Raw genomic sequence first — 12,072 nt, 5'->3', positions numbered from 1 at the left:
GGCCATCCATCGGCCGCATGCGGCCGATGGCGGGCGTCCAAACTCGCATCGGAGCAGACAGGCTAGCTGTTCGCCTGCTCGCTCTTGAGCTGCTCGCCTTCGAGCTGCTCCTTCCTGCGCTCTTCCTTCCACTTCGCCAGGTTCGAGCTGTAGCGCATTTGAATGAGCTCCAGCACCACCGCGAACACCATGGCGCAGTACACCATGAGCTTCTCCATGTGCATGCCGAGCACCTCGATGCCGGAGTTGATGCCCAGCGAATCGAAGAACAGCAGCAAGCCGATGACGGTGATGAACACCAAGGCCAAGATCTTCATCTCCGTGTGCCTGTTGATGAAATCGGCGATGGCATCGATGAACACCATCATGATGACGATGGCGAAGATGACCGCCATGATCATGATGATCAGATGCTCCGCCAAGCCCACCGCGGTGATGACCGAATCAATGGAGAACACCAGGTCCATAACCATGATGGTGGCGATAGCCTGGCCCAGGCCGATGCGGTGCAGCTGCTTGTGCTCCTCGGAATGCGCGGCCTTCTCCTCGGTCAAGGCCAGCACGTCGCGAAGCTCGTCGATGCCCTTGTAGATGAGGTATGCGCCGCCCGCCAGCAGCACCAGGTCGCGCACGTTGAACGCATGCTGGAAAAAGCCCAGGTCCAACGTGAACAGCGGTTTGGTCATATGTACCAAATAGCTTGCAAAGCACAAGAAGATGCAGCGCGATATCATAGCGCCCAACAAACCGAGCTTACGACCGATATGCTGGTGCTCGGGCGCCAGGCGGTTAGTGGTGATGGAGATGAACACGATGTTGTCCACGCCCAGCACCACCTCCAAAAACATCAGCGTCAGCAGGCTGATCCAAGCTTCGGGCGTGGCAAAGATGGAAAGATCCATTGTCATTGCTCCTTTATGTCGTTTCGTCCGATCCAAAGCGCGCCGTTGCGCACGGCGCGCGGTTTACCCCGTCTCGTCAGATGAGCAGCGCAACAAAAAAGACTCATGGCGCAACGCATTGAAAAACGTTGCGCCATGAGTCTTGCAATTTCAGGTACGCCAGACCGTTGTCGGCCACGATGTTGAACGCACCGCAGGTATGTCCTGCCAGCTACTCCCCCATGGGCATTCCGTAGGCTACCATGAGCGCCCCCTTAGGGCAATGCTATACTTACCCACGCACACAAACCGACTAAAAACCGACAGGCAGGTACCCATGTCGTTATTCCATCGCCATACCGATTACTCCATCGAACAGGGCAATATCCGCTACATGGACGGCTCAAGCCTGCTGCGCCCTATGGACATGCCGCGCAGCCAGCAGATCGTCATGGCGGTTTTCGTCGTCATCGCCGTGATCATCGGCGTTCGCCTGGCGGCCGGGGCCATCACCGCGGTGAACGATTCGAACACCCAGAATAAGGCAAGCGTGGAGGAGAACCTCTCGCGCACGGTCAGCTACAACCTACCCGTTCTCACGCAGATGGCGGATATGGACGATCAGGCGATTCTGGATTCGCTCTCGGCAGCGGGCTACACCGTGTACAACCGAACCGCAGAAGGCACCGCCGGCCTTGATCTGGTCAAGCTTCCCGAAGACGTCACCGTTGCCGATGCAGCCGCCATGTACGCGAAGGGCGTGGGCGGCCTTTCGGCATCCCAAGCGGCACTGCTGCTCAACGGCAGCTGGACGCTTACCGTCGACCGCTCCGATACCTTGACCATGGCGGTCAAGTACGCCGATTTCTCCTCGAGCACGCTCGAGGCCGCCATCCAGGCAGCCGTCGCCGCCGAGGGATTCCAGGCCGCAAGCGCGTCCACGGACACCGACGAGGTGGGCAACACCTTCCAAACCGGCACCGTCGACATCGATGACGTCACCTACACCTGGCGCGTGTCCGCGGCCCCGCTGTCAGACAAATACGACATCAAAGGCCTGCCGAGCACCGCAGCATACGTGGGCATTCGCCTGACGGCCATGTAGAACGGCCCCCCTATGCAGCAAGACACCCCGCAGATCGCGAAACGCCGAGCTCGCGAAGAGAAGACCATCTCTCAGATGGTGGCGCTGTACTGCGCTGGCAACCATGAGCCTGCCAGCAGGACCGAAACCGCCGTATGCGGCGAAGCAGTGTGCCCGGAATGCGCCCAGCTTGACGAATACGCGGCGTTGCGCACGCGCCGATGCCGCAAAATGCACGTGAAGACCAGCTGCGACGCCTGCGAGAACCACTGCTACAAGCCGGAAATGCGCGAGCGCATCCGCCAGGTCATGCGATACAGCGGTCCGCGCATGATAACGAAGCACCCCGTTGCCGCGATCAGGCATCTGCTAGGGAGATAATCGGAAACGCCACGCGATTGCGTGGCGTTTTCCTAATCCGCACCCCTACAATCGAACACTTGCGCGAAGCAAATCGCCCGAACCGCATATCACCCCCTGGGATGCGCCCGATGATGCTCGGCGCCCAAACGCTCGGGAGTGGTATGCGTGTAAATCTGCGTGGTGGACAGGCTTGCGTGACCGAGCATCTCCTGAACGCCGCGCAAATCGGCGCCGCCGCTCAGCACGTCGGTGGCGAAGGTGTGGCGCAGGTCGTGCGGCGTAATGGTGGACGGAAGCCCCGCTGCGGCAAGCGCCTGTTTGAACATCTTGCGCATCGCATCGGTACCCATTTGGTTACCCCGCGTTGAAACGAAGAAGTAGGGACATTCCTTATCCTTGACAAGCAGGGGCCGCGCGAACAGCAGATACGTGCGCATGCTCGAAAGCGCAAGATCGTGCAAAGGCACGATGCGCTCCTTAGCCCCCTTGCCGAGCACACGGCATTGTCCCTGATCAAAATCAACCGCGCAAAGCAATAGCCCCGAAGCCTCCGATATGCGCGCCCCGCACGCATACAGAAACTCGAGCAACGCCTGATTGCGCATCTCGGAAGGCGCGCGCTCATCGCGCCCTTGGGAATCAAGCCGCTTGCCGTATACGCCTAGCAGCGCGGCAACGTCTTGCGGGCGAAGATGATGCGGCAGGCGCTGCGGCTGCTTGGGACCGGAAAGCGCGCTGGCAGGGTCCTCCGACACGATCCCGTTGACGTTAAGCCACTGGAAGAAGGTTCGCACGGCGGACAACCTGCGATTGACCGTGGCACGCGAGTACTGCGCCTGCTCAAGCTGGCTTAAATAGCGGCGAAGCTGCCGGTGGGTAGGATGCAGCCCGTCGACGCACGTTCGCTTTGCCCATCGGGCATAATCGAGCAGGTCGATGCGATACGCGCGCACGGTGTTCTCGGAGGGGTTGCGCTCGGTACGCCACGAGCCGATGAAGCGCTCGATAGCCGAGAACAGGCGCGCATCCACATCCTTGGGCGCCTTATCGTCGCAAGCGGGGTGGGCCTTAGGCGCCATGCCCGACAGCTTCCCCCGCGCAGCCCAAAAGCCCGCAGGCGCGCAGCTCGTCGCAATAGCGCTCAAGGGCCTGCGACCCGCGCTCGGCATAGGCCGCATAGCGCTGCCCCTTGTTGCGGATTCGCTGCTCAAGCGGCTCCATGATGCCGAAGTTCACGTGCATGGGCTGATAATCGACGGTGTCGGGATCGGTGGCGTATGCCAGCAATGCGCCAAACGCCGTTTCCACCGGCAGCTGCGGAGCCTCCACATCGCCGAGCAGCGCGGCGACATGCAACGCCGCATGAAGCCCGGAACGGATCGCCTCGCAATAACCCTCGGTGCCCGCCAGCTGACCCGCCACGAACACGGGCACATCGACGCCACCGGTGCTGCGAAGCCTAAGCTCGGGCGTCAATAGCTTCGGGGCGTTGATGAACGTGTTGCGATGCATGACGCCATAACGCGCGAACTCGGCTTGCTCCAAACCCGGGATCATACGGAACACGCGCTTTTGCTCGGGGAACGTCAAGTTGGTTTGGAAACCCACCAGGTTATAGCTTTCCCCATACGCATCCTCGGCGCGAAGCTGCAAGGCGGCCCATGGGCGCCTGCCCGTAGCGGGATCGGTCAGGCCGACGGGCTTGAGCGTGCCGAAGCGAGGCGCATCGACGCCCTTGCGGGCGATCTCCTCGATGGGCTGGCAAGCCTGGAACAGATCGCGCGTCTCGAATTCGCGCCGGATCACGCGATCGGCGCCGATCAGCTGCTCGATGAACGCCTCGTATTCCTCGCGCGAGAACGGCGCGTTCAGATAGTCGCCCACCTGGCCGCCCGCATCCTCGTAGCGGCTTTGGCGGAACAGCTTGCCCATGTCCAGCGAATCGGCCATGACGATGGGCGCCGCCGCGTCGTAGAACGCCATATGATCCGACCCCGTGATCTGGGAAAGCGATTCCGCCAAAGCATCGGAGGTCAACGGACCGGACGCCAGGATGACGGCATCGGCGCCCTCGCAGGCCTGCTGCACCGAGCGCACCTCCGCGTGCTCCAGGGAAATGCCCGGGTGCTCCTGGATGCGTTGAGTGATCTGGCGGGCGAACGCCTCGCGATCGACCGCAAGGGCGCCTCCGGCTGCCACGGCATTGTCGAGGGCGGCGGCGTGCACCTGCGAGCCGAGCGCGGCAAGCTCGGCTTTCAGCATGCCCGCCGCGCTTTCCGGCTTCGTGCTCTTCAGGCTGTTCGAGCAGACCAGCTCGGCGCACAGGCCGGTTTTATGCACGGGCGTTCCCTTTTCGGGGCGCATTTCCACAAGGCGGACCGAGAATCCTCGGTCCGCTAGCTGCAAGGCCGCCTCGCTTCCCGCAAGGCCGGCCCCGATGATTGAGATTAGTTTCGTAGTATCCATAGCCCATAGCATACCAGACGCTAGGCCCGCGGCCCCCAACGCCCATCAGGATAACGCGCGAACGAACCAGCTTGCTCGCCTACCGCCAACCGCTCCATCAACCAGGCGCGCGCATCCCGCTTGCCACAGTGCTCGCTCGCCAGTTCGTAGAGCTGCTCCATACCTAACGGCTCCGCCTGCAGCGCTGCCGTGATCGGGTCCGTGGCCGCGCGGCTTGCGCCGCGGGCACCCCTCGAGCCGGCCGAGCCTGCTTGACCCCCTTTCCCGCCCAGCTCATCAGCATCTTGCATCTTCAAGCAGCCGAACACGCTGAAAAGCACATCGGAAAACGATTCATCGTCGACTACGGGAAACGCCCCCTGCACGAGCAAACGATTCGCCCCCTTCGAAGAAGCCGAGTTGATGGCGCCGGGCACCACCAACACGTCACGACCCGCCGCAAGCGCTTCATCGGCGGTGGAGAAGGTCCCCGAAGGCAAACCGGCCTCCACAATGAGCGTCGCCCGCGCCAAACCCGCAATAAGCCGATTGCGCGTGCGGAACTGCTGAGGCAAAGCCGGCGCGTCCCAAGCATGCTCGGAAACCACCGCTCCACCGGAGAGCGCTATCCGCTCGAACAGGCCCGCATGCTCTCGAGGGTACGGCACATCGCAGCCGCCACCCAAAAACGCCACCGTGGGCGCGCCTTCGGAAAGCGCCGCCTCGTGAGCGGCGGCGTCGCAACCCCGTGCGCCGCCTGATATGACCGCGATGCCCCGCTGCGCCGCAAGCCGCGCAAAGCGCTTCGCCGCGCCGATGCCGTAAGGCGTGGCCTTACGCGCGCCCACCACGGCAAGCCCCTCCGTAAGCGCCTCGGGGTCGCCCAGCACATACAGCCGCTTCGGCGGTCGCGGGATGACGCGCAAAGCTGCGGGAAACCTTGGGTCGTCGGGCAGGAGCACCGTCCTCATCCCCGCCAGCCGCACGCCGTGCCCCTCCCGCCGTCCGCTCGTCATCATGCGCCCCCTTCGCGCAATCGAAAGCCAACCGCTTCGCATAAGTGGTCTCGGCCCACCTTAGGCACCTGCTCCATATCGGCGATGGTTCTCGCCAGCGCCAACGTGCGCATGATGGCGCGCCCGCTCATCGATCCGGATGCGGCTAACTTCTCCAGAAAGTCGCGATCGGCTTCGCTCATCGCGCAGGACTCGACCAACACCTCGGCCTGACGCGCGCGCTCATCAAAACCCGTGGTGCTGCGGCGCCACGATGCGTATTCTCGAGCCGCAAGCACGCCTTCGCGAAGCTTCGCCGACGAGGTCCCGTGTCCCGTGGACAGCACCTGCCCCGGCGGGATGCGTGCGACATCGATATGCACGTCGATGCGGTCCATGAGCGGCCCGCCCACACGTCCCTGATATTGATGCACCTGGCGCTGCGAACAGGTGCACGTGCGCTCGGAGTCGCCGAAAAAGCCGCAGGGGCACGGGTTGGCGGCCGCCACCAGCATGAAGCGCGCAGGAAAGCGGACGCTTCCATCAGCTCGCGTTACCACAACTTCGCCGGCCTCCATGGGCTGCCGAATGCCCTGCAACACCGAAGGAGCGAATTCAGGCAGCTCGTCCAAAAACAGCACCCCGTTATGCGCCATCGAGATGGCGCCTGGTCGCGGAGGCGATCCCCCGCCCACCAAACCCGCCAGAGTAGCGCAATGATGAGGTGCATGAAACGGCCTGACGCCCGCCAGCAGCGGCGCGGCATCCCGACCGGCAACGGAATGGATGACCGCCGCCTCAAGCGCCTCCGAGCGCGACAAGGGGGCCAAGATCGAGGGCAGACGCGACGCCAGCATGGTCTTGCCGGAACCCGGAGGGCCCATCATCAGCAGACCATGGCCGCCTGCCGCCGCTATCTGAAATGCGCGCTTGGCCATGTCATGACCCGCGATGTCGCGAAAATCAAGTTCCTGGGGCTTTTCAGGCGCCAACGCGCCCCCAAGCTCGGCGAACTCTCCACGGCGCAGCTGCCCAAGCGATTCGATGACGCGCCGCCTTATGCCCTCTATGCGCCCCGCGCCGTCCTCAGCCGCGCTGACAAGCGCAAGGTCCTGCCGCTGGGCGCACAAGGCGTAGGCAAGCAAGCCGGCAATCGGCCGCACCGCCCCTTCCAACGAGAGCTCCCCGGCAAACAGCACGCCATCGAGCACGGCAGGGTTCACTTGGCCCGTTGCGCACAGCAGGCCGACGGCTATGGGAAGGTCGAAGCCGGAACCGGTTTTGCGCAGCGCGCTCGGTGCAAGGTTCACCACCACTTTGCTGCTCGGCATGCTGAAACCGCAGGCTCGCAACGCAGCCCGCACGCGCTCCCGCGATTCCTGCACCGAAGCATCGGCCATCCCGACCACCGAAAAGCCCGGCATCCCATTGCTCACGCACACTTCGACCTCAACGGGAACCGCCTGCACGCCGCGCAACGTTGCGGCATGCACCACGCACGACGCGCTCATAGCGACTCGGCCCCGAAGGCGTTGATGTAATGACGGATAGTGGCGTGCGCGTTGTCGGTGACGACCAACGACATGACATCGAAACGAACCTGCAGGTCTTCAGCATCGTATCTGCTTGTGAAAAGCTCGGCGATCTTGAGATACTTCCCACGCTTTTTGCTGTCGACGGCTTCGCTGGGAAAGCCTTTCTCGGTACTCGATCGCGTCTTCACCTCGGCGAACACCAAGATATCATCATCACGTGCGATGATATCCGCCTCGCCAGCCTGGCACGTCCAGTTCCGCGCGATGATCTCATAACCGCGAGACACCAGGTAACGCGCCGCGACATCCTCCCCTAAACGGCCCAGGCGCTTGTTATGCATATTGGGTTGGTTGGCAGCGCCCTCGATGTCTTTGGAAGCCTGGTTTTCGCTTTGCTCATCTTGTTGATCGTCATGGCGTGATTCGGCCATAGCGTGCTCCTTTCCTCGCTATGACCCACCTTAACGACGCCATCTTGCACAACCCTTGTGTGAACCTTGCAGATAACGCCACGCAAGCTTGCAGAGCCGCATCGAATCATGTCAAATCAGGCGACAGGCACGCAAAGGCCCCACCTTCGCATAAGGCCTGCAGATAGAGCAAAGCATGCCAACCATTAAGAACAACGCTCACCGCCGCCCAACCACGCACGCAATGCCTAGGCACTGCGCAGACGCCGATCAAAACAAGCTTTCCTGCGTGAACGCATGGCAAAAGGAAGCCCGGTGAATCGGACAAAGCCCATGGTCCTTGATAGCCTGGATATGCGCGGCGCTGGCATATCCTTTGTTAGACGAGAAATCATACTCGGGGTACTGCCGGGCATACTCGCACATAAGCGCATCTCGCTCGACCTTCGCCACAATGGACGCCGCAGCGATGGATGCGCATTTCCCGTCGCCTTTCACCACGTTCACCTCTCGCGGGTCCATATGCAATGGATTGCCATCGAGCAGCACCGTGTCGGGCTTCACGCCCGCTGACTCCACTTCCGCAAGGGCAGCCCGAAACGCATGCAACAACGAAGCCGTCATCCCATTGGCATCGATATCCTCGGGTGAAACGTATTGGACGGCCCAGGCAAGCGCAATCTCCTTGATGCGACCAGCAATGACCTCGCGCGATTCCGGTTTCACCTGCTTGGAATCATTGAGACCCGGGATATGCGGCTGATCCGGCAGCACCACTGCGCCCACCGCCAACGGACCCGCCAACGGACCGCGCCCAACCTCATCAAGGCCGACCACCAAGCCCCCATGGGCGATATCGTTTTGGAAGGCGTACATCCCCTCCAGGCGCGCAGCTTCCTGAGCCTCGACGACAAGCCGCCTTCGAGCCGATTCGACCGCCGCAAGAACCCCCTTGCGTGTATCCGCAACCAACGAACGCTCAAGAACAGCAAACTCAGCAGCATCGGCAGCTTGTAGCTTCGATTTGATCTCTGCAACCGTTGGACCCATGGTTTCCTCTCCTGTATGGAACGATAATCTCTCGGACCTTTTCATCCCAGCCGATAGAGCCAAATCCGATAGCAAGTAAATGTAGACGTGTTCCGAATCAAAAAGAACCCCTCCTCCATTCGGATGAGGGGTTCTTGAAGTCGCATATGCCGAATATCGGCTTAGCGGAAGGACTTCTCCTTGATCTTGGCGGCCTTGCCCACCTTGTCGCGGAGGTAGTACAGCTTGGCGCGACGGACATCGCCCTTACGGGTGACCTCGATCTTGTCGATCTTCGGGGAGTGCACCGGGAAGGTACGCTCAACGCCGATGGAGAAGCTGATCTTACGGACGGTGAACGTCTCGCGAACGCCATGACCGTGACGACGGATCACGTCGCCCTGGAACACCTGGATACGCTCACGGTTACCCTCGGTGATGCGATAGTGAACCTTGACGTTGTCGCCAACGTGGAATTCGGGGAGATCGGACTTGATCTGCTGCTGCTCGATTGCGCGAATGATATCCATTGCCTGTTCCTTCTTATATGTTCAGTAAAACCTTTACTTGTCACAAGACACGATTGGACAGTATACCGCCATTGCCCTTATCGTGCAAGTTATTTGGTCCGCTAGCTGCGAATTCCTTCACAACTACCCAAGCTCGGCCAGCTGAGCCTCGACACGAGCCAACTGGTCCTCGATCTCGGCGAGCTTGGCGCGGTCCTTCTCCACGATCTCGGGAGCAGCCTTTGCCAAGAAGCCCGGATTGGACAGCTTCTTGGAGAACTTGGCGGCATCGCCGGCAAGCTTCTTCTGCTCCTTGGCAAGACGGGTGCGCTCGGCGTCGAAATCGACCATGCCGGTGAGCACGCTATACACCTCGGCGCCCTCGACCACCACGGCCGCGCTCTCAGCGGGCTTGGGCGCGCCTGCGGCGACCGCGAACTCGGACACACGTGCCATGACGGAGATCTGCGAGGAAAGTTCCTCGAGCACGGTTACGTTCTCGGGCTGAGCGTTCACCACGACCGCAAGCTCCTGCTTGGGGCTGATGCCGTAGCGGGCACGCGTGGAGCGCACGGCGCCCACGACGCCGCACAGCATGCCGACCGCGCGCTCGGCCTCGGGGTCGATCCAAGACGCAAGCGTCTCAGGCTCGGGCCACGCCGCGACCATAAGCGCCGGCTTCTCGCCTTCGGCCTTGGGAAGATGCTCCCAGATGGCCTCGGTCACGAACGGCATGGCCGGATGCAGCAGGCGAAGCGCGTTGTCCAGCACGAACACCAGATTGCGCTGCGTCTGCAGGCGCTCCTCGCCCTCGGCGCGCAGGCTGGCCTTCGAAAACTCGATGTACCAATCGCAGAACTCGTTCCAGAAGAAGTTGTGCAGCTCGCGCGCAACCTCGCCGAACTGGTATGCGGAAATCCCTTCCGTGACAACCTTGGACAGGCGGGCCAGGCGGCTGAAAATCCACGCATCCGCCTGGGTGCGCGCCACAGGCTCGCCAGGAGTGAAGCCCTCCAGGTTACCGAGCACGAAGCGGCTGGCGTTCCAGATCTTCGTGACGAACGAACGCGCCTGCTCGGTACGCGGGCTGTCGATGAGCTCGCGGGTCTTCTTGTCGATGTTGGCATCGAAGCGCACGTCCTGGTTGTTGGTGACGAGCGTGAGCAGGTTGAAGCGCATGGCGTCGGCGCCGTACTTCTCGATAAGGTCCATGGGGTTGACGCCGTTGCCCTTGGACTTGGACATGCGGGTGCCGTCCTTGGCCAGGATGGTGGCGTAGATGACCACGTCATGGAACGGGATCTCGTCCAGGAAGTAGGTAGAGGCCATGATCATGCGCGCAACCCACAGCGCGATGATATCGCGTGCGGTGAACAAAGCAGCCGTGGGATGATGCCCCTTCAACAGCTCGATGTTGTCGGGCCAACCCTGCGTAGCGAAGGTCCACAACTGGCTGGAGAACCAGGTATCCAAAACGTCCTCGTCCTGGCGCACGTGATGGCCGCCGCACTTCGGGCACACGTCGGTGTCTTCCATGAGCGCATCTTCCCAACCGCAATCCTCGCAGTAGAACACGGGAATGCGATGGCCCCACCACAGCTGGCGGGAGATGCACCAGTCCTTGAGGTTCTCCATCCAGGTGAGGTAGGACTGCGTCCAGCGCTCGGGATGGAACTTGATCTTGCCGGAGGTGACTGCCTCGGTAGCCGGGCCCTTCAGCTTGTCGACGGCCACGAACCACTGCTCGGACAGCCACGGTTCCAGTGCGGAGTCGCAGCGGTAGCAGTGCATGACCGAATGATGATGGTCCTCTACATGATCGAGCAGGCCATGCTCCTCGAACCACGCCACAACGGCCTCACGGCACTCCTCGCGGCTCATGCCGGTGAACTGACCGTAGCCCTCCACGACATGCGCCGTCTCGTCGAAGATGTTGATTTTCTCCAAGCCGTGACGCTCGCCCATGGCGAAGTCGTTGGGGTCATGAGCGGGGGTGACCTTTACAAAACCGGAGCCGAAACCCGCGTCGACGTAGAAATCGGAGAAGATCGGGATCTCGCGATCCATGATGGGCAGCATGACCTTCGCGCCCACGAACTTATCCTTGTCATGGTCTTTCGGGGATACGGCAACGCCTGTGTCGCCCAGCATGGTTTCCGGACGGGTGGTTGCGACCACGATGTAGTCCTGACCGTCGATAGGCTCGACCAACGGGTAGCGCAAATGCCACAGGTGGCCGTCTTCCTCTTTGTACTCCGCCTCGTCATCGGCGATGGCCGTGGTGCAATGCGGGCACCAGTTCACGATGCGCTTGCCGCGATAAATCAGGTCGTCGTGATACCAGTCGCAGAACACCTTGCGCACGCCCTTGGCGTAATCTTCGTCCATAGTGAAGTGCGGGTCGGAGAAATCAACGGAGCAACCCATGCGCTTGACCTGCTCGACGATGAATCCGCCGTACTCGTTGGTCCAGTCCCAGCACGCATCGATGAACTTGTCACGGCCGATCTCGCGGCGCGAGATGCCCTCGGCGGCAAGCTTCTTGTCCACCTTGGTCTGCGTGGCGATGCCAGCGTGGTCCGTTCCCAGGATCCAACGCGTGGAACGACCGCGCATGCGGTTGAAGCGAACGAACGTGTCCTGGATGGTGTCATCCATAGCGTGGCCCATATGCAGCTTGCCCGTGACGTTGGGCGGCGGGATGGTCACCGTGCAATCGCCGACGCCGGCGCTGCGACGGTAATAGTCGCCCTCAAGCCACTTGTCCAGCATGCGCTGCTCAACGGCGGCGGTATCGTAGGTTTTCGGCATTTCTTCCATG

General features: G+C 61.7%; 11 protein-coding genes. 2 read left to right on the top strand and 9 right to left on the bottom strand.

The genetic code is table 11. The annotated features are described in order from the left end of the window. Positions 1-62 precede the first annotated feature (62 nt). Positions 63-902: a TerC family protein gene (locus tag SFHG_RS03815; RefSeq protein WP_042433982.1), complete on the bottom strand. Its 840-nt coding sequence runs from the start codon at positions 900-902 to the stop codon at positions 63-65. Positions 903-1,218: 316 nt separating this feature from the next. Between SFHG_RS03815 and SFHG_RS03810 the strand changes: the two genes are divergently transcribed. Next, positions 1,219-1,986 carry a hypothetical protein gene (locus SFHG_RS03810; protein WP_042433980.1) on the top strand — a complete coding sequence of 256 codons (768 nt, stop codon included), beginning with the start codon at positions 1,219-1,221 and terminating at the stop codon, positions 1,984-1,986. A 12-nt stretch (positions 1,987-1,998) separates the two neighbouring features. Further along, on the top strand, positions 1,999-2,346 hold the full coding sequence (locus tag SFHG_RS03805; protein WP_042433977.1) for a nitrous oxide-stimulated promoter family protein: 348 nt from the start codon (positions 1,999-2,001) through the stop codon (positions 2,344-2,346). Positions 2,347-2,435: 89 nt separating this feature from the next. Here SFHG_RS03805 and SFHG_RS03800 read toward each other — a convergent pair whose 3' ends face one another. From SFHG_RS03800 to SFHG_RS03765, 8 genes are all read right to left on the bottom strand, one after another. Further along, on the bottom strand, positions 2,436-3,407 hold the full coding sequence (locus SFHG_RS03800) for a tyrosine recombinase (protein ID WP_042433975.1): 972 nt from the start codon (positions 3,405-3,407) through the stop codon (positions 2,436-2,438). Beyond that, on the bottom strand, positions 3,397-4,794 hold the full coding sequence (gene trmFO / locus SFHG_RS03795) for a methylenetetrahydrofolate--tRNA-(uracil(54)-C(5))-methyltransferase (FADH(2)-oxidizing) TrmFO (RefSeq protein WP_148514751.1): 1,398 nt from the start codon (positions 4,792-4,794) through the stop codon (positions 3,397-3,399). The genes SFHG_RS03800 and trmFO overlap by 11 nt, the downstream gene beginning before the upstream one ends. Positions 4,795-4,814: 20 nt before the next feature. Further along, positions 4,815-5,792 carry a DNA-processing protein DprA gene (dprA, locus tag SFHG_RS03790; RefSeq protein WP_202898081.1) on the bottom strand — a complete coding sequence of 326 codons (978 nt, stop codon included), beginning with the start codon at positions 5,790-5,792 and terminating at the stop codon, positions 4,815-4,817. Beyond that, positions 5,789-7,279 (bottom strand): YifB family Mg chelatase-like AAA ATPase, encoded by a 1,491-nt coding sequence (locus SFHG_RS03785; protein ID WP_042433969.1) that lies wholly within the window; start codon positions 7,277-7,279, stop codon positions 5,789-5,791. The genes dprA and SFHG_RS03785 overlap by 4 nt, the downstream gene beginning before the upstream one ends. Beyond that, on the bottom strand, positions 7,276-7,734 hold the full coding sequence (locus SFHG_RS03780) for a YraN family protein (RefSeq protein WP_042433967.1): 459 nt from the start codon (positions 7,732-7,734) through the stop codon (positions 7,276-7,278). Before SFHG_RS03780 ends, SFHG_RS03785 begins: the two co-directional genes overlap by 4 nt. 249 nt (positions 7,735-7,983) lie before the next feature. Continuing rightward, positions 7,984-8,763 carry a ribonuclease HII gene (locus tag SFHG_RS03775; RefSeq protein ID WP_042433964.1) on the bottom strand — a complete coding sequence of 260 codons (780 nt, stop codon included), beginning with the start codon at positions 8,761-8,763 and terminating at the stop codon, positions 7,984-7,986. A gap of 161 nt (positions 8,764-8,924) precedes the next feature. Beyond that, positions 8,925-9,272 (bottom strand): 50S ribosomal protein L19, encoded by a 348-nt coding sequence (gene rplS, locus SFHG_RS03770; RefSeq protein WP_042433961.1) that lies wholly within the window; start codon positions 9,270-9,272, stop codon positions 8,925-8,927. A 123-nt stretch (positions 9,273-9,395) separates the two neighbouring features. After that, on the bottom strand, positions 9,396-12,071 hold the full coding sequence (locus tag SFHG_RS03765; protein ID WP_042433957.1) for a valine--tRNA ligase: 2,676 nt from the start codon (positions 12,069-12,071) through the stop codon (positions 9,396-9,398). Between the last annotated feature and the right edge of the window lies 1 nt (position 12,072).

The organism is Senegalimassilia anaerobia JC110, assembly GCF_000236865.1.
GTDB lineage: Bacteria > Actinomycetota > Coriobacteriia > Coriobacteriales > Eggerthellaceae > Senegalimassilia > Senegalimassilia anaerobia.
The sequence above is the reverse complement of the archived record's forward strand: the minus strand, read 5'-3'. Positions and strand labels throughout refer to the sequence as shown.

Coding starts and splice junctions, on each gene's coding strand:
- SFHG_RS03815 (WP_042433982.1), bottom strand. CDS start 902: ATGGATCTTTCCATCTTTGCCACGCCCGAAGCTTGGATCAGCCTGCTG.
- SFHG_RS03810 (WP_042433980.1), top strand. CDS start 1,219: ATGTCGTTATTCCATCGCCATACCGATTACTCCATCGAACAGGGCAAT.
- SFHG_RS03805 (WP_042433977.1), top strand. CDS start 1,999: ATGCAGCAAGACACCCCGCAGATCGCGAAACGCCGAGCTCGCGAAGAG.
- SFHG_RS03800 (WP_042433975.1), bottom strand. CDS start 3,407: ATGGCGCCTAAGGCCCACCCCGCTTGCGACGATAAGGCGCCCAAGGAT.
- trmFO (WP_148514751.1), bottom strand. CDS start 4,794: ATGGATACTACGAAACTAATCTCAATCATCGGGGCCGGCCTTGCGGGA.
- dprA (WP_202898081.1), bottom strand. CDS start 5,792: ATGATGACGAGCGGACGGCGGGAGGGGCACGGCGTGCGGCTGGCGGGG.
- SFHG_RS03785 (WP_042433969.1), bottom strand. CDS start 7,279: ATGAGCGCGTCGTGCGTGGTGCATGCCGCAACGTTGCGCGGCGTGCAG.
- SFHG_RS03780 (WP_042433967.1), bottom strand. CDS start 7,734: ATGGCCGAATCACGCCATGACGATCAACAAGATGAGCAAAGCGAAAAC.
- SFHG_RS03775 (WP_042433964.1), bottom strand. CDS start 8,763: ATGGGTCCAACGGTTGCAGAGATCAAATCGAAGCTACAAGCTGCCGAT.
- rplS (WP_042433961.1), bottom strand. CDS start 9,272: ATGGATATCATTCGCGCAATCGAGCAGCAGCAGATCAAGTCCGATCTC.
- SFHG_RS03765 (WP_042433957.1), bottom strand. CDS start 12,071: ATGGAAGAAATGCCGAAAACCTACGATACCGCCGCCGTTGAGCAGCGC.